We start from the raw sequence: 18,680 nt of genomic DNA on the forward strand, positions 1-18,680 counted from the left end.
AACTGAATCGCTTTTTCTTTTAAAGACTATTTGCGTTATTCTTTTTCTTTTTTAGGTTTAAAAATAAATGCTGAAGGAAATTTTTTATGGATTTCAATTAAAGCTCTATCAGCCTCTAATCTTGATCTAAAACTTCCAACCCAAACTTTATAATTTGGTGTTTCATAAACCAATTGACTAGACCATTTTCCAACACTAGAATTAAATTTCGATTTTGTAGATTCAGCATTAGATAACGATCCAGAGTATATTTGGATCTTATAATTGTTAGAATCACTTTCTTCTTTGTTTATCGCTTTTTTAAGCTCAATAACCTGTGATAATTCAGGGTCTTCATTAAGTGTTAATGATCCGTTTTGTGCAAAGGATAAAGATGTAAACATCAATAAACCAGTTAAGACCATATAAAAAAAAGAGGGACTTGTTTTGTTCATATTATTGTTATTTAGTACAAATGTAAATTTATTAAACTTAAATATTGGTAGTTTTATTATTTAGAATTACTCTAAATTACCAATTAACACTTCGCTAACATTTCTAAAATCGACTTTAAATATTACTTTTGCATAGCATATTTTATAACTGTGTTTTTAAAATATAGATGAAAAAATCATACCAAAGTCAAGAAGTAAATTCAATATATAATATGAAACAGGTGATTCACCGTAAGTTAGGCAATAACTTTCTTCGTTTAAGCTTAATTTTTTTACTAACTTTTTCTACTTCCTTATTCGCTCAAAGCGGCGATCCTGTAGCAGGAAAATCTTTATTTAATGCAAATTGTGCGGCTTGTCATAAGCTAGATAAGAAAATGACTGGTCCTGCATTACGTAATGTAGAAGAGCGTTTAGCAGAATCTGAAGGGTTAGATAGAGAATGGTTATATGCATGGATTAAAAACAGTCCGGCTTTAATTAAATCTGGAGATGCTTATGCTAATAAAATCTATAATGAGTATGGTGGAGCAGCAATGACACCATTTCCTCAGCTTTCAAATGCAGATATAGATAATATTTTAGCTTACACAGCTACAGAAGCTACTCCGCCACCACCTCCAGTTCCAGGAACTGAAGGTCAAGCTGGTCAAACTTCTGGAAGTGGTATTTCTAACGAGATTATTTTAGGAGCTTTAGGATTATTATTTGCTTTATTAGCTATAGCATTATTTTTAGTAAACCAAACATTACGTCGTTTTGCAGAAGCAAAAGGTGTTGATTTAGAAAAAACAAAACGTACGCCAATTTGGAAAGCTTTTGTTCAAAATCAGTTCTTAGTGTTAGTGTCTGTTATTATCTTATTATTAGCTAGTGCATATTTTGTTTACGGATTTTTAATGCAAGTTGGTGTTAATCAAGGTTACGAGCCAGTACAACCAATTCATTATTCACACCGTATCCATGCAGGAGAAAATGGTATAGATTGTAAATATTGTCACTCTTCTGCTAGAGTAAGTAAACATTCTGGGATACCTTCATTAAATGTTTGTATGAATTGTCATAAATCAATTTATGAAGTAGCTCCAGAAACACAACAAGAAGGTTTAGCAGAGTATGGTGTAGACTACAATGCAGAAATTAAAAAGTTATATGCAGCTGTAGGTTGGGATGACGCTGAACAAAAGTATACAGGAGAAACATCACCAGTAAAATGGATTAGAATTCATAATTTACCAGATTTTGCATACTTTAATCACTCGCAACACGTAACTGTTGCTGGTGTAGAGTGTCAAACATGTCACGGTCCAGTAGAAGAAATGGAGATTATGTATCAACATGCGCCTTTAACAATGGGTTGGTGTATTAACTGTCATAGAGAGACAAACGTAAAAGTTAAAGACAACGGGTATTACACTAAGATTCATGAGCAACTTGCTAAGAAGTATGGTGTAGAAAACCTAACCGCTGCACAAATGGGTGGACTTGAGTGTGGTAAATGTCACTATTAAAAATTAATAAGAAATAAATTCTATATATAATATGTCATCAAACAAGAAATACTGGAAAAGTGTTGAGGAGCTAAACGATAATAGCTCTATTGTTGAGACGCTAAAACAAAACGAATTTGTTCAAGAAATTCCTACTGATGAGTTCTTAGGTGATAAGGATACATTAGAGAAATCTTCAACAACACGTCGTGATTTCTTAAAGTATGTTGGTTTTAGTACAGCTGCAGCTTCATTGGCGGCTTGCGAAGGACCAGTTGTAAAATCAATTCCTTATGTAGTGCAGCCAGAAACAATTATTCCTGGTGTTGCTAATTATTATGCAACTGTAATTGCAAACGGTTTTGATTATGCTAGTGTTTTAGTAAAAACTCGCGAAGGTCGTCCAATAAAAATAGAAAATAACAATTTAGCGCCTACACACGGTAGTGCTAATGCAAGAGTTAATGCATCTGTTTTAGATTTATACGATAGCTTAAGAGTTCAAGGACCTAAAAAAGGAGATAGCAATATTTCTTGGTCTCAATTTGATGCTGAAACAACAAAAAAATTAAACGAAATAAAATCGTCAGGAAAGCAAATTGCTTTATTGACTCAAACATATTCAAGTCCAACAACGTCTAAGTTAGTTAGTGAATTTGCTGAAAATTACGGAAATGTAAATCATGTAGTTTATGATGCTGTTTCAGAATCAGCTGCATTAGATGCGTTCCAAGCTAAATATAGAGAAAGAGGCTTAGCTAGTTACGATTTCTCTAAAGCAATGACAATAGTTTCTGTTGGTGCAGATTTCTTAGGTGATTGGCAAGGCGGAGGATTTGATTCAGGTTACGCTAAAGGACGTATTCCTACTGAAGGAAAAATGTCAAGACATATTCAATTTGAAGCTAATATGTCTCTAACTGGTGCAAATGCAGATAAGCGTGTACCTGTAACACCAACTAATCAAAAATTAGTTTTAGCGCAATTACATAGTTTAATTGTTGGAGGATCTGTTAATGCTAATGCTTTACCAGCTCAGGTTAAAGAAGCAGTACAGCAAGCAGCATCTCAATTAAAAAGAGCAGGAAGTAACGGAGTTGTAGTTTCTGGATTACAAGATGTAAACGCTCAAACTGTTGTATTAGAAATAAACGAAGCTTTACAAAGTAAGGCGTTTGATTCTAGCACTCCAATAAAAACACGTCAAGGTAATGTGTCTGCAGTTCAAACTTTAATATCAGATATGAAATCTGGTAAAGTAGGAGCTGTAATCATGAGTGGTGTAAACCCAATGTATACATTACCAAATGCAAAAGAATTTGAAGAAGCAATAAAAAACATTGATCTTTCAGTATATTTTACAATGAAAGAAGATGAAACTGCAAGTGTTTCTCAATATATAGCTGCTGCACCTCATTACTTAGAGTCTTGGGGAGATGTAGAGTTTAAAAAAGGTCATTTTGGTTTAATGCAACCAACAATTAGACCTTTATTTGATACAAGACAATTTCAAGAAGCTCTTTTAAAATGGAACGGTAATAGTTCTACTCTTAATGATTACATTAAGTCAACATGGACTGCAAACGTATTAGGAGGTAGTTCTTTTAATAAAGCTTTACATGATGGTGTATTTGTAAGTTCTGTTGCAGAAGCAACTCCTGAAGTTACAGAAGAAATTGAACAAGACGAAACACCTTCAAGCAACGCAGCAAGAGCTTTAGCTTCTTCTGCTAAATCAAACGGTACAGAGTTAGTTTTATATACTAAAACTGGTATGGGTGATGGACAACAAGCTAATAACCCTTGGTTACAAGAATTCCCAGATCCAATTTCAAGAACATCTTGGGATAACTACCTTACCGTATCTAAGTCAGATGCAAAAGCTTGGGGATTAGTTAACGAACACGAAGCAACAGGAGCTTTAAATGGTAGTTATGCTACTGTAAAAGCTAATGGGCTAAGTCTAACTATTCCTGTAATTATACAGCCAGGTCAAGCAAAAGGTACTGTTGGTTTATCATTTGGTTATGGTAGAACAGCAGGATTAAAAGAAGAAATGCAAACAGGTGTTAATGCTTACCCATTATATAAAGACTTTAATAATGTACAAAATGTAACAGTAGAAGCTGCTACAGGTATGCATGAATTTGCTTGTTTACAATTACAAAACACTTTAATGGGTCGTGGTGACATTATTAGAGAAACAACTCTTGAAGTGTTTAATACAAAAGATAAACATTATTGGAACCCAATCCCAGAAGTATCTTTAAATCACGAGGAAACACCTGTTACATCACCAGATGTAGATCTTTGGGATGAGTTTGATAGAAGTATAGGACATCATTTTAATCTTTCTATAGATTTAAATGCTTGTACAGGATGTGGAGCTTGTGTTATCGCTTGTCATGCTGAAAATAATGTTCCTGTAGTAGGTAAAGAAGAAATTAGACGTAGTCGTGATATGCACTGGTTACGTATTGATAGATATTATTCATCAGAGGATACATTTGCTCAAGATGATGCTAAAAAAGAAGGTTTCTCTGGTCTATTTGGTGATAATGGATCTTTAGGTGGATTTGGAGAATTAGAAGATCCTGCAGATAACCCTCAAGTAGCATTCCAACCAGTAATGTGTCAGCACTGTAACCATGCGCCTTGTGAGACTGTTTGTCCAGTAGCTGCAACAGCACATGGTAGACAAGGTCAAAATCACATGGCTTATAACCGTTGTGTAGGTACAAGATATTGTGCAAATAACTGTCCATACAAAGTTCGTCGTTTTAACTGGTTCTTATACAATGGAAACGATGAGTTTGATTACCACATGAATAACGATTTAGGTCGTATGGTAATTAATCCTGATGTGACTGTGCGTTCTCGTGGCGTGATGGAAAAATGTTCTATGTGTATCCAAATGACACAAAAAACTATCCTTGATGCTAAAAGAGAAGGAAGAGAAATCAAAGATGGCGAATTCCAAACTGCTTGTTCTGCAGCTTGTAGTAGTGGAGCAATGATATTTGGAGATATCAATGATAAAGAAAGTAAAGTAGCAAAGCTTACTGAAGATAATAGAATGTATCACTTACTTGAAAGTGTTGGAACAAAACCAAATGTGATGTACCACGTGAAAGTAAGAAATACAAAAGAATCATAAATTAATTAAGAAACACTTATATAAGGATTATGGCGTCTCATTACGAAGCACCTATTAGAAGACCTCTAGTTACCGGTGAGAAATCTTACCACGATGTAACTGTAGATATCGCAGCTCCTGTAGAAGGTAAAGCTAATAAACAATGGTGGATTGTTTTTTCAATTGCTCTTGTAGCTTTCCTTTGGGGAATAGGTTGTATTATTTATACCGTTTCAACAGGTATCGGAACTTGGGGATTAAACAGAACAGTTAACTGGGCTTGGGATATTACTAACTTCGTTTGGTGGGTTGGTATTGGTCACGCAGGAACACTAATTTCTGCAGTACTTTTATTATTCCGTCAAAAATGGAGAATGGCAATTAACCGTTCTGCAGAAGCTATGACAATATTCTCTGTTGTTCAAGCAGGATTATTCCCAATTATTCACATGGGTCGTCCTTGGTTAGCATATTGGGTACTACCAATACCAAACCAATTTGGATCTTTGTGGGTAAACTTTAATTCACCATTACTTTGGGATGTATTTGCAATTTCTACTTATTTATCTGTATCATTAGTTTTCTGGTGGACAGGTTTATTACCAGATTTTGCAATGTTACGTGATAGAGCGATCAAACCATTTCAGAAAAAAATATACAGCCTTTTAAGTTTTGGATGGTCTGGTAGAGCAAAAGATTGGCAACGTTTTGAAGAAGTTTCTCTTGTATTAGCAGGATTAGCTACACCATTAGTACTTTCTGTACATACAATTGTATCTTTTGACTTCGCTACATCTGTAATACCAGGTTGGCATACTACTATTTTCCCACCATATTTTGTTGCCGGAGCTATTTTCTCTGGTTTCGCGATGGTAAATACACTTCTTATTATCATGAGAAAAGTGTGTAACATGGAAGATTATATCACTGTACAGCATATCGAATTAATGAACATAGTAATCATGATTACTGGTTCTATAGTTGGTGTAGCATATATTACTGAGCTTTTTGTAGCTTGGTACTCTGGTGTAGAATTTGAACAATATGCATTTTTAAACAGAGCAACTGGACCTTATGCTTGGGCATATTGGGCAATGATGTCTTGTAATGTATTTTCACCTCAATTTATGTGGTTTAAAAAATTACGTACAAGTATTATGTTCTCTTTCTTTATTTCTATTGTTGTAAATATCGGAATGTGGTTTGAGCGTTTTGTAATTATTGTTACATCATTACACCGTGATTATTTACCTTCTTCTTGGACGATGTTCTCACCAACTTTTGTTGATATAGGTATTTTTATCGGTACAATCGGTTTCTTCTTCGTATTATTCTTATTATACTCAAGAACTTTCCCTGTAATTGCACAAGCCGAAGTTAAGACTATTTTAAAGTCTTCAGGACAGCGTTATAAAAATATTAGAGAAAGAGGTGATAGTTTAGTTGGAACAGGTTCAGATGCAAGAACATCAGTTTACACAGATAAACTTACAGCTAATGAAGCACCAAAACCTTTACCAAAACCTGAAAATACTGAAAAAGTAAATAACCTTTTATCAGGTTTAGGAACTTTTGATCCTAATACACAAACAGCTGATGATTTAAAGAAAATCAACGGTATTGGACCAAAAATGGAAGAAGTATTAAATAGTTTAGGTATTTATACTTATTTACAAGTAAGTAAAATGTCTAAAAAAGAATATGACTTATTAGACGAAATCACAGGTTCTTTCCCAGGAAGAGCCGAAAGAGATGATTGGTCAGGTCAAGCTAAAAACTTAATAAACTAAAAGTAGCATATGGAATCTTCAAAAGTAATTCACGCTATTTATAACGATGATGATGTGTTAATGAATGCAGTTAAAAAAGTTAAAACTGCAAAGCATCATATAGAAGAAATTTACACACCATTTCCTGTACATGGACTAGATAAAGCTATGGGACTTGCGCCAACAAGAATCGCAATAACTGCTTTCTTATATGGTTGTGTTGGATTATCTGTTGCTGTTTTGATGATGAATTTTATCATGATTCAAGATTGGCCACAAGATATAGGTGGAAAACCAAGTTTTAGTTTTCTAGAAAACATGCCAGCATTTGTTCCAATTATGTTTGAGCTTACAGTATTTTTTGCTGCTCACTTAATGGTAATTACTTTTTACTTAAGAAGTAGAATGTGGCCTTTTAAGAAAGCCGAAAACCCAGATCCAAGAACAACAGATGATCATTTTTTAATGGAAATTCCTGTTCATGGTAATGAAAATGAATTACAAAACTTGTTAGCTGAAACTGGAGCAGTAGAAATTAACATAGTTGATAAAGCACACTAATTAGATACAATGAAACATTTAATTAAAATAACATTAGTAGCCTTAGTAGCAATTTCGTTTGTCTCTTGTAATAAAAAATCAAGACCTAATTATGAGTACATGCCAAACATGTACGAGTCTTTAGCTTACGAAACGTATCAAGAATCTGCTGCTTTTCAAAATGGTAAAGAAGGACAATTACCAGCAGAAGGAACAATACCAAGAGGATATATGCCTTTTGACTATGCTTCAGATACAGAAGGGTATAATTTAGCAAAAGCTCAATTAACTAGTCCTTTAGACTCAACTCAAATAGATTTAAATAGAGGTAAAGAACTTTACAATATTTATTGTGGTATTTGTCACGGTACAAAAGGAAAAGGTCAAGGACAATTAGTTAAAAGAGAAAAAATCCTTGGTGTACCAAGTTACGATGATGCTGGTAGAGCAATTAATGCTGGCAGCATTTATCACGTGATTTACTATGGTAAGAACGCAATGGGTAGTTACGCAAATCAGCTTAATGAAGAAGAGCGTTGGCAAGTAGTTGCTTACGTACTAAACTTAAAAGCAGAATTAGAAAAATAAGATCAAGATAAAGTTTATATATAGATATGTACACATTTTCAAATAGACTAAAGATTTTTGCTGGTATCTTAATTGTTTTAGGACTTTTAGGAGTTGCTTATGGTTTTATGAGTTCTCATAAATCATTAGACGAAGTAAAAGAAATGATAGCAGCAGAAGCAAGTCATGGTGGACATGGCGATAGTCATGAAACAGATGCTCATGATGTTTCTAACGCACACTCAACAGATGCACATCATGCTGAAACTGCAACAAACGATCATCATGCAAATGTTGGTCATGATGATGCGCATGCAGAGCATGTAATGCATCAAATACATAATAGACCATATTCTGCATTATATGTAGCAGCATTCTTTTTTATGATGATTGCTTTAGGTGTATTAGCTTTTTATGCAATACAATTTGCAGCACAAGCTGGTTGGTCTCCATTGTTATTCAGAGTAATGGAAGGAATAACATATTATTTATTACCAGGTGCAATCATAGTTTTAGCTATAGCTTTATTCGCAGGAGATCACATTTTTGTTTGGATGAATCCAGATATGGTTAACCCAGAAAGTGAACACTATGATAAGTTAGTAGACGGAAAATCAGGTTGGTTAAATTCAACTGGGTTTTTAATAAGAGGAGTTATTTTTATAGCTGGATGGAGTATTTACCGTTTCTTCGCTCGCAAATTTTCTTTAGCACAAGACGAAGCTCAAGCTGGAGATAATAGTAACTTTAAAAAATCTTTTCGTATAGCTGCTGGATTCTTAGTATTCTTTATTTACTCAGAATCTATGATGTCATGGGATTGGATAATGAGTGTTGATCCTCACTGGTTCTCAACATTATTTGGTTGGTACGTTTTTGCTAGTATGTTTGTAAGTGGTATTACAGTTATTGCTTTAATAACTATCTATTTAAAATCAAAAGGATTACTTCCAGAAGTAAATGATAGTCATATCCATGATTTAGCTAAATTCATGTTTGGTATCAGTATCTTTTGGACATACTTATGGTTCTCTCAATTCATGTTAATCTGGTATTCTAACATACCTGAAGAAGTAACTTACTTCGTTACTAGAATTGAAGATTATAGATTACCATTCTTCGGTATGGTTGCAATGAATTTCTTATTCCCATTATTACTATTAATGAATAGCGATTATAAGAGAATTCCTTGGTTTGTTGTTATGGCAGGTATAGTGATTTTAGCAGGACATTATTTAGATATATTCAATATGATAATGCCAGCTACAGTAGGTGACAGATGGTTTATAGGAGTTCCAGAAATTAGTGCAATATTATTATTTGCTGGATTGTTTATACTATTTGTATTCTATGCAATTTCAAAAGCACCATTAAAAGCGAAAGGAAATCCTTTTGTAAAAGAAAGTGAACATTTCCATTATTAATAAAATAAGTAAAGAAGAACGACAACAATGACGGCTTTATTATCAATTTTAGTTTTAGTATTTATCTTTGTTGCCATTTGGCAAATGGTTAAAATATTTGATTTAACTCAAACAGGAAAATCAAATGTAAATAACCAAATCGCTAATGATAACGACAACAAAGTAAACGGTTATCTAATGATAGGATTTTTAATCTTCATCTATGTAATAACTATAGTATGTCTTATAAAATATGGAGATTTACCATTATTATCTAACTCTGCTTCAGAACATGGACCAAGTGTAGATCGATTAATGATAATTTCACTTTTAGTAATTTTCTTTGTTCAAACTATAACTCAGTTTCTTTTACACTACTTCGCATTTAAATACCGTGGTCAAAAAGGGAGAAAAGCTTTATTCTTTGCAGATAATAATAAATTAGAAGCAATTTGGACAATTATTCCAGTAATCGTTTTAGCAGGATTAATAATTCAAGGTTTATTCACTTGGACAAGTATTATGAACGTTGATGAAGAGTCTGATCCAATGGTTGTTGAACTTTACGCTCAACAATTTAACTGGAAAGCACGTTATGCAGGTCAAGACAACGCTTTAGGTAAAGCCAACGTTAGATTAATTGATTTAGATAAAGCAAATATCCTTGGAGTTGATGAGTCTGATCCTAATGCAAAAGACGATGTAATCGTTACAGAATTACACTTACCAGTAGGAAAGCCAGTATTATTCAAAATGCGTTCTCAAGACGTTTTACACTCGGCTTACATGCCTCACTTTAGAGCTCAAATGAACTGTGTACCAGGAATGATTACACAATTCAGTTTCACGCCAACTAAAACTACAGAAGAGATGCGTGAATTACCAGAAATCAAAGACAAAGTTGCAAATATTAATAAAATAAGAACTCAAAATAGTCAAGAGTTAATCGCTAAAGGTGAAGAAGCTTTAGAACCTTATGAGTTTGATTTCTTATTATTATGTAATAAAATCTGCGGAACATCTCACTACAACATGCAAATGAAGATAGTCGTAGAAACTCAAGAAGAATTTGACGCTTGGATGAAAGAACAAAAAGTGTTCGAAAATTCGTTAAATTTGTAATAAAGAAAAAGAAAATTTTAATTTAAGAAAAGATATTTAGATATGTCAGCACACGTAGAAGCACATGCTCATGACGATCACGGTCATCACCATAAAGAGACCTTTATAACAAAATATATTTTTAGTCAAGATCATAAAATGATCGCAAAGCAGTATTTAATTACTGGACTAATTATGGGTGTTGTAGGTGTTTTAATGTCCTTAATGATGCGTATTCAAATCGCATGGCCAGGAGAACCAAATGCTTTTTTAGAGACATTTTTAGGTAAATGGGCTCCAGATGGTGTTATGAGCGCAGATATCTATTTAGCGTTAGTGACAATTCACGGTACTATAATGGTATTCTTCGTATTAACAGCAGGACTATCAGGTACGTTTAGTAATTTATTAATTCCATTACAAATTGGAGCAAGAGATATGGCTTCAGGATTCCTTAATATGGTATCTTATTGGTTGTTTTTTGTTTCATGTGTAATAATGGTTGCTTCATTTTTTGTTGAGGCTGGACCAGCAGCAGCAGGTTGGACAATTTATCCACCATTAAGTGCTTTACCTATGGCGCAAGGTGGATCAGGAATGGGTATGACATTATGGTTAACATCTATGGCTATATTTATTGCATCTTCTGCTTTAGGATCTCTTAACTATGTTGTAACTGTATTAAACTTACGTACAAAAGGTATGTCTATGACAAGATTACCTTTAACAATTTGGACATTTTTTGTAACAGCTATAATTGGTATCGTTTCATTCCCAGTATTATTATCAGCAGCTTTATTGTTGATTATGGATAGAAGTTTTGGAACATCATTCTTCTTATCAGATATTTTTATACAAGGAGAAGTATTACATTACCAAGGTGGATCACCAGTATTATTTGAACATTTATTTTGGTTCTTAGGTCATCCAGAAGTATACATTGTATTATTACCAGCTTTAGGTATAACTTCAGAAATTATTGCGACTAACTCACGTAAACCTATTTTTGGTTACCGTGCAATGATCGCTTCAGTATTAGCAATTGCATTCCTTTCTACAATAGTTTGGGGTCACCACATGTTTGTATCTGGTATGAATCCTTTCTTAGGATCTGTATTTACTTTCACAACGTTATTAATTGCTATTCCTTCTGCGGTTAAAGCTTTTAATTATATTACAACATTATGGAAAGGTAACTTGCAACTTAACCCTGCGATGTTATTCTCTATAGGATTAGTTTCAACTTTCATTACAGGAGGATTAACTGGTATCATATTAGGTGATAGTGCATTAGACATTAATGTACACGATACATACTTCGTAGTAGCTCACTTCCACTTAGTAATGGGTATATCTGCATTATACGGTTTCTTTGCTGGTGTTTACCACTGGTTTCCTAAAATGTTTGGAAGAATGATGAACAAGAATTTAGGATATGTTCACTTTTGGGTAACAGCAGTATGTGCTTACGGTGTATTCTTCCCAATGCATTTTATAGGTATGGCTGGATTACCAAGACGTTATTATACAAATAGTGCATTTCCTTTATTTGACGATTTATCTAATGTTAATGTTGTAATTACAGTATTTGCATTAGTAGGAGGAGCATTCCAAATCGTATTTTTCTATAACTTCTTCTCTAGTATTTTCTACGGAAAAAGAGCAGAACAAAACCCTTGGAAATCTAATACACTAGAATGGACTACTCCAGTAGAGCACATTCACGGTAACTGGCCTGGTGAAATACCAACAGTTCACAGATGGGCTTATGATTATAGTAAACCGGGACACGAAGATGATTTTGTACCTCAAGACATTCCATTAAAAGATGGAGAAGAAGAGTTACAACACTAATTATTTTCTTTTAAAATATTTAAAAGCCTTTCCTAACAGAAAGGCTTTTTCTTTATCTTTGTTTTAAGATGAATGAACATTTAGATCCTACAAACGATAATTTTTCTTCGGAAGAATTTGATATAGAAAAAACACTTAGACCCTTAAATTTTAATGATTTTACAGGTCAAGATCAAGTTTTAGAAAATCTTCAAGTTTTTGTTCAAGCAGCTAATCAACGCTCAGAAGCTTTAGATCACACTTTATTTCATGGTCCTCCAGGTTTAGGAAAAACGACATTAGCTAATATTTTAGCCAATGAATTAGGAGTTAGCATTAAGATTACTTCTGGACCAGTATTAGATAAACCAGGCGATCTTGCAGGACTTCTAACTAATTTAGATGAAAGAGATGTTCTTTTTATTGATGAAATACATAGATTAAGCCCAATTGTAGAAGAATATCTTTATTCTGCTATGGAAGATTATAAGATTGATATTATGATAGAATCTGGTCCTAACGCCAGAACTGTTCAAATTAATCTTAACCCATTTACTTTAGTTGGCGCAACTACTCGTTCAGGATTACTTACAGCACCAATGCGTGCTCGTTTTGGTATTCAAAGTAGGCTGCAATATTATAGTACCGAATTACTTACTACAATTATTCAAAGAAGTGCAGATATATTAAATGTACCAATCTCTATGGAAGCCGCAATAGAAGTTGCTGGTAGAAGTCGTGGTACACCTAGAATTGCTAATGCTTTGTTACGTAGAGTTAGAGATTTTGCACAAATAAAAGGTAACGGTGCAATAGATATTAAAATTGCAAAGTATGCTTTAGAGGCTTTAAATGTTGATGCCTATGGTTTAGATGAAATGGATAATCGCATCCTTTCTACTATTATTGATAAATTTAAAGGCGGACCAGTAGGTATAACTACTATTGCAACTGCTGTAAGTGAAAGTGCAGAAACTATTGAAGAAGTTTATGAGCCATTCTTAATTCAGCAAGGTTTCATTATTCGTACACCACGAGGAAGAGAAGTTACAGAGTTAGCATATAAACACCTTGGAAAAATTAAAGGACCAATACAAGGAGGATTATTCTAGTTAAAATGTATGGAAGATAACAATAGCATACCTGAAGTTTCGTTGTTTCATTTCATAAAACATTCGTTTCAAATTTTAAAAAATCCGCTTCCTTTTCATAAATCTAATTTTGAAAAACATGGTGACCTATTTAAACTTAAAATAGGATTTAATAAATACATCTATTTTTGTAGAGATGCTGAGTTAGCAGAATATGTCCTTCAAAAAAACAACCGAAACTATACAAAGTCCAAAATTCAAACACAAGATTTGGCAAAATACGTTGGTAATGGTTTGTTAACTGCAGAAGGCGAACACTGGAAAACGCAACGTAGACTAATTCAACCTGCTTTTCATAAAAAACAAATAGAATTGTTGCTTCAAACAATTCAAGATACAATAGAAGATCAGTATCAAGCATTTTCTGTAAATCAAACAACAGATGTATTTCCGGCATTTAATGATTTAGCATTTAATATAGTCGTAAAGTCCCTATTTAGCGATGCTGCTAATCAAGATCAAATTAATAGACTGCAATACATTACTGAAGCAGAGCAAAAAATGCTGGTTAAAGAACTTAGACAACCGTATCTTGGATGGTGGTTTAAGTTGAGTGGTACTTTAAAAAATCATCTTAATTTATCCTTAGAAGCAAGACAAATTTTAAGAGATATAGTTAAGGATAGACTAAATTCTAATACAGTTTATAATGATTTATTAGATATGCTTTTATCTGCGACTTATGAAGATGGATCATCAATGGAAGAACAACAGCTTTTAGATGAAATTTTAATTCTATTCACTGCAGGTCACGAAACCACATCTAATGCACTTACATTTATTGTTCAATTGCTAGCTAAGCATCCAAACTGGCAAGAGCAAATTTATGAAGAGATTAAAAAAAATGAAGATCAAGATAATTTAATGTCTGTAATAGCTAATTCTACAATTTGTCAACAAGTTATAGAAGAAGCAATGCGATTATATCCGCCAGTTTACTTTATTGATCGTGTAAATATTGAAGCAGATAAATTTAAAACTTACAGTTTTAAAAAAGGGTCTAATTTGTTGTTTTCTATATTCGAAATACATCGCCATCCTAAATTATGGGATAAACCAAATACATTTTCACCAACACGTTTTAAAGATGGAAGTAGACCGTTTTCTTCATTTTATTTCCCTTTTGGCGCTGGACCAAGAAAGTGTATAGGTAATAATTTTGCGATATATGAAATAATTTTAGCAATAAATCACTTAGTTAAAACTTATAAAATCGAACCTAAATTTGATCAAATTGAAATATTACCATTAATAACATTAAAGCCTAAAAATGCATTTGTTAACTTTATAGAAAGGTAATTACGTTTGATAAATAATACATCTAAACATACTAGATTAATAAAAGAAGAGGCAAAACGATTAGGTTTTTTGTCTTGTGGTATAAGTAAAGCACAATTTTTAGATGAAGAAGCGCCAAGGTTAGAACAATGGTTAAACAATAATATGCATGGAAAAATGCAGTATATGGAAAACCATTTTGATAAACGATTAGATCCAACCAAATTAGTAGAAGATTCTAAAAGTGTTATCTCTTTATTGCTAAATTACTATCCAGACCAAACACAAACAGAAGACAGTTACAAGTTATCTAAATACGCATACGGTACAGATTATCATTTTGTAATAAAAGATAAACTTAAGCAGTTGTTACAATTTATAAAAGAAAACATAGGAGATGTAAACGGACGTGCTTTTGTAGATTCTGCACCAGTATTAGATAAAGCTTGGGCTGCAAAAAGCGGATTAGGTTGGATAGGTAAGCACAGTAATTTATTAAGTAAACAAACAGGAAGCTTTTATTTTATAGCAGAACTTATAATAGATCTAGATTTAGATTACGATAATCCAACAACAGACCATTGTGGGACATGTACTGCATGTATAGACGCATGTCCAACGCAAGCAATTGTACAACCTTACGTAGTAGATGGAAGTAAATGTATAAGTTACTTTACTATAGAATTAAAAGAAGAATTACCTTCTACAATGAAAAACAAGTTTGACGATTGGATGTTTGGTTGTGATGTTTGTCAAGATGTTTGTCCATGGAATAGGTTTAGTAAACCACATTCAGAACCATTATTTAATCCACATCCTGATTTATTATCAATGACAAAAAAAGATTGGGATGAAATTACAGAAGACACATTCAGGAAGATTTTTAAAAAATCTGCAGTAAAAAGAACAAAACTTTCAGGATTAAATCGAAACATCAATTTTTTAAAAGACTAGTTTAAAAACGTTTTAGTATTGTTACATTTGTATTTCATTTAAAATTAAAAATATCTTTTCCGCGAAAGCGAAAAAATTATATATCATATGAGTAAACAAAGTAGACGTCGTGAGGCTTTAGTATATCATGCAAAGCCAACTCCAGGGAAAATAAAAGTTGTACCAACAAAACGATATGCCACACAAAGAGATTTATCTTTAGCATATTCTCCTGGTGTAGCAGAGCCTTGTTTAGAAATCGAAAAAGATAAAAATAACGCTTATAAATATACTTCTAAAGGAAATTTAGTAGCTGTAATCTCTAATGGTACAGCTGTATTAGGATTAGGAGATATAGGACCAGAAGCTTCAAAACCAGTAATGGAAGGTAAAGGTCTGTTATTTAAAATCTTCGCAGATATTGATGTGTTTGATATAGAAGTAGATACAAAAAATGTAGAAGAATTTATACAAACCGTAAAAAATATTGCACCAACTTTTGGAGGTATAAATTTAGAAGATATTAAAGCTCCAGAAGCTTTTGAAATAGAACGTCGTCTTAAAGAAGAATTAGACATTCCTGTAATGCATGACGATCAACACGGAACAGCAATTATATCAGCAGCAGCCTTACTAAATGCATTAGAATTAGCAGAAAAAAAGATAGATGAAATAAAAATTGTAGTAAGTGGTGCAGGAGCAGCAGCAATATCATGTACAAGATTATACCAAGCGTTTGGTGCAAAACGTGAGAATATTGTCATGTTAGATAGTAAAGGTGTTATTAGAGACGATAGAGATAATCTAACAGCACAAAAAGCCGAGTTTGCTACACACAGAAAAATAGATACATTAGATCAAGCTATGCAAGATGCAGATGTATTTATTGGTTTATCTACATCAGATATTGTTAGTCAAGATATGTTAAAATCTATGGCTAAAAACCCAATAGTATTTGCTATGGCAAATCCTGATCCAGAAATAGCTTATGATGTTGCAATTGCAACTCGAGAAGATATAATTATGGCTACAGGACGTAGCGATCATCCTAACCAAGTAAATAACGTATTAGGGTTTCCTTTTATTTTTAGAGGTGCATTAGATGTTCGTGCAACAAAAATTAACGAAGCGATGAAAATGGCTGCGGTAAAAGCACTTGCAGATTTAGCTAAAGAACCAGTTCCTGAACAAGTAAATATTGCATACGGAGAAACACGATTAGCGTTTGGAAAAGATTACATTATCCCAAAACCGTTTGATCCAAGATTAATTTCAGAAGTGCCACCAGCTGTAGCAAAAGCAGCAATAGAAAGTGGTGTTGCGCAAGAGCCAATAACAGATTGGGAAAAATATAAAGACGAATTAATGCAACGTTTAGGCTCTGATAATAAGTTAATGCGATTACTTTTTAATCGTGCAAAACTTAATCCTAAGCGTGTAGTTTTTGCAGAAGCAGATCAATTAGATGTTTTAAAAGCGGCTCAAGTTGTTTATGAAGAAGGTATAGCACATCCAATTTTATTAGGAAGACAAGACGAGATTGAAAGGTTAAAAGAAGAAATAGAATTTGATGCAGAAGTCCCAATTATAGATCCAAAATCTGACGAGCAACTTGAAAATAAAAACAGATATGCTAAAGTCTATTGGGAACAACGTAAACGTCGCGGAGTAACATTATTTAATGCTCAAAAAATTATGCGAGAGCGTAATTATTTTGCAGCAATGATGGTAAACGAAGGTGATGCAGATGCATTAATAACAGGATATTCGCGTAACTATCCATCTGTTGTAAAGCCTATGTTAGAATTATTTGGTCTTGCACCAGGATCTTCAAGACTTGCTACCACAAACCTAATGATGACGCAACGTGGACCAATGTTTTTAAGTGATACGGCAATAAACATAGATCCATCTGCTAAGGATTTAGCGAGAATTGCCCAAATGACAGCAAAAACGATGAAAATGTTTGGTTTAGAGCCTGTAATGGCAATGACGTCTTATTCTAATTTTGGATCTTCAACTAACGAAAGAGCTTCAAAAGTTAGAGAAGCTGTAAAATATTTACATAATTCTTATCCAGATTTAATTGTGGATGGAGAATTACAAACAGATTTTGCTTTAAATAGCGAAATGTTACAAGACATTTTCCCATTTTCTAAATTAGCAGGTAAAAAAGTAAATGCTTTAATATTTCCAAACCTAGACGCAGCAAATATTACTTATAAGTTATTAAAAGAATTAAATAAAGCAGATTCTATAGGTCCAATTATGATGGGTATGAGAAAACCAGTACATATCCTTCAATTAGATGCTAGTGTAGACGAGATTGTAAGTATGGCTGCAATTGCTGTAATAGATGCGCAACAAAAGGAAAAATTAGAAGTTAGCCTTAAAAATAAGAAGTAATATATAGTACAGATAATTTTATTACATTTGAAAGTTTAACAGCAGCAAATATATGATTACACACATACAAGGTAAATTAGTAGAAAAAAATCCTACAGATGTTATAATAGATTGTAATGGTGTTGGTTATATATTAAATATCTCGTTGCATACTTACTCTCAAATTCCAGATCAAGAAGCCTTAAAACTGTATACACATCTTCAAGTAAGAGAAGATGCACATACGCTATATGGTTTTGCTTCTAAAGCAGAAAGAGAGTTGTTTAGGTTACTAATATCTGTAAGTGGTATTGGTGCAAATACAGCAAGAACAATGTTGTCTTCTCTAACACCAAAACAGATTAGAGAAGGTATAGCAACAGAAGACGTAGCACTAATTCAATCTATTAAAGGTATAGGAGCTAAAACAGCACAACGTGTAATTATAGATTTAAAAGATAAAATTCTTAAAATCTATGATATTGACGAAGTTTCTGTTAAAGAAAGCAATACCAATAAAGAAGAAGCGTTATCTGCTTTAGAAGTTTTAGGTTTTGCTAAAAAGCAAGCAGAGAAAGTTATAGATAAAATTGTTGCAGCTCAACCTGATGCTAACGTAGAAACCATAATTAAACTTGCATTAAAAAATTTATAATATAT

14 protein-coding genes are annotated in these 18,680 nt (G+C 33.0%); 13 read left to right on the forward strand and 1 reads right to left on the reverse strand.

Annotation, left to right across the window (positions count from 1 at the left end):
- Nucleotides 1-35: 35 nt before the first annotated feature.
- Complete coding sequence (locus IFB02_RS07420) at nt 36-383, reverse strand: SPOR domain-containing protein (protein WP_223878822.1); 348 nt, start codon at nt 381-383, stop codon at nt 36-38.
- Between the two features lie 263 nt (nt 384-646).
- On the opposite strand from IFB02_RS07420, the gene IFB02_RS07425 reads away from it, so the two are divergent.
- The 13 genes from IFB02_RS07425 (at nt 647) to ruvA (ending at nt 18,675) form a co-directional block, all read left to right on the forward strand.
- Nucleotides 647-1,945: a cytochrome c3 family protein gene (locus IFB02_RS07425; protein WP_106687600.1), complete on the forward strand. Its 1,299-nt coding sequence runs from the start codon at nt 647-649 to the stop codon at nt 1,943-1,945.
- A 31-nt stretch (nt 1,946-1,976) separates the two neighbouring features.
- The gene (locus tag IFB02_RS07430) at nt 1,977-5,081 is read left to right on the forward strand and encodes a TAT-variant-translocated molybdopterin oxidoreductase (protein ID WP_106687371.1); all 3,105 of its coding nucleotides are present in this window, start codon (nt 1,977-1,979) and stop codon (nt 5,079-5,081) included.
- 29 nt (nt 5,082-5,110) lie between these two features.
- Complete coding sequence (gene nrfD / locus IFB02_RS07435) at nt 5,111-6,850, forward strand: NrfD/PsrC family molybdoenzyme membrane anchor subunit (protein ID WP_106687370.1); 1,740 nt, start codon at nt 5,111-5,113, stop codon at nt 6,848-6,850.
- 9 nt (nt 6,851-6,859) lie between these two features.
- Nucleotides 6,860-7,390: a DUF3341 domain-containing protein gene (locus IFB02_RS07440; protein WP_106687369.1), complete on the forward strand. Its 531-nt coding sequence runs from the start codon at nt 6,860-6,862 to the stop codon at nt 7,388-7,390.
- A 9-nt stretch (nt 7,391-7,399) separates the two neighbouring features.
- Nucleotides 7,400-7,957, forward strand: a complete 558-nt coding sequence (locus tag IFB02_RS07445) for a c-type cytochrome (RefSeq protein ID WP_106687368.1) — start codon at nt 7,400-7,402, stop codon at nt 7,955-7,957.
- Nucleotides 7,958-7,983: 26 nt separating this feature from the next.
- Nucleotides 7,984-9,360: a quinol:cytochrome C oxidoreductase gene (locus tag IFB02_RS07450; protein ID WP_106687367.1), complete on the forward strand. Its 1,377-nt coding sequence runs from the start codon at nt 7,984-7,986 to the stop codon at nt 9,358-9,360.
- Between the two features lie 27 nt (nt 9,361-9,387).
- Entirely contained in the window at nt 9,388-10,461 is a 1,074-nt protein-coding gene (locus IFB02_RS07455; protein WP_106687366.1) for a cytochrome c oxidase subunit II, read from the forward strand.
- 42 nt (nt 10,462-10,503) lie between these two features.
- A complete protein-coding gene (locus IFB02_RS07460; RefSeq protein ID WP_106687365.1) occupies nt 10,504-12,294 on the forward strand; it encodes a cytochrome c oxidase subunit I in 1,791 nt (596 codons plus the stop codon).
- A gap of 68 nt (nt 12,295-12,362) precedes the next feature.
- On the forward strand, nt 12,363-13,385 hold the full coding sequence (gene ruvB / locus IFB02_RS07465) for a Holliday junction branch migration DNA helicase RuvB (protein WP_191072606.1): 1,023 nt from the start codon (nt 12,363-12,365) through the stop codon (nt 13,383-13,385).
- 9 nt (nt 13,386-13,394) lie between these two features.
- Nucleotides 13,395-14,723: a cytochrome P450 gene (locus IFB02_RS07470; protein ID WP_191072607.1), complete on the forward strand. Its 1,329-nt coding sequence runs from the start codon at nt 13,395-13,397 to the stop codon at nt 14,721-14,723.
- 6 nt (nt 14,724-14,729) lie between these two features.
- On the forward strand, nt 14,730-15,656 hold the full coding sequence (gene queG / locus IFB02_RS07475) for a tRNA epoxyqueuosine(34) reductase QueG (RefSeq protein ID WP_370520678.1): 927 nt from the start codon (nt 14,730-14,732) through the stop codon (nt 15,654-15,656).
- An 87-nt stretch (nt 15,657-15,743) separates the two neighbouring features.
- The gene (locus IFB02_RS07480) at nt 15,744-18,041 is read left to right on the forward strand and encodes an NADP-dependent malic enzyme (protein WP_106687362.1); all 2,298 of its coding nucleotides are present in this window, start codon (nt 15,744-15,746) and stop codon (nt 18,039-18,041) included.
- A gap of 52 nt (nt 18,042-18,093) precedes the next feature.
- The gene (gene ruvA, locus IFB02_RS07485) at nt 18,094-18,675 is read left to right on the forward strand and encodes a Holliday junction branch migration protein RuvA (RefSeq protein WP_106687361.1); all 582 of its coding nucleotides are present in this window, start codon (nt 18,094-18,096) and stop codon (nt 18,673-18,675) included.
- Nucleotides 18,676-18,680: the final 5 nt, after the last annotated feature.

Origin of the sequence: Mesoflavibacter profundi (assembly GCF_014764305.1) — a bacterium.
Taxonomy (GTDB): domain Bacteria; phylum Bacteroidota; class Bacteroidia; order Flavobacteriales; family Flavobacteriaceae; genus Mesoflavibacter; species Mesoflavibacter profundi.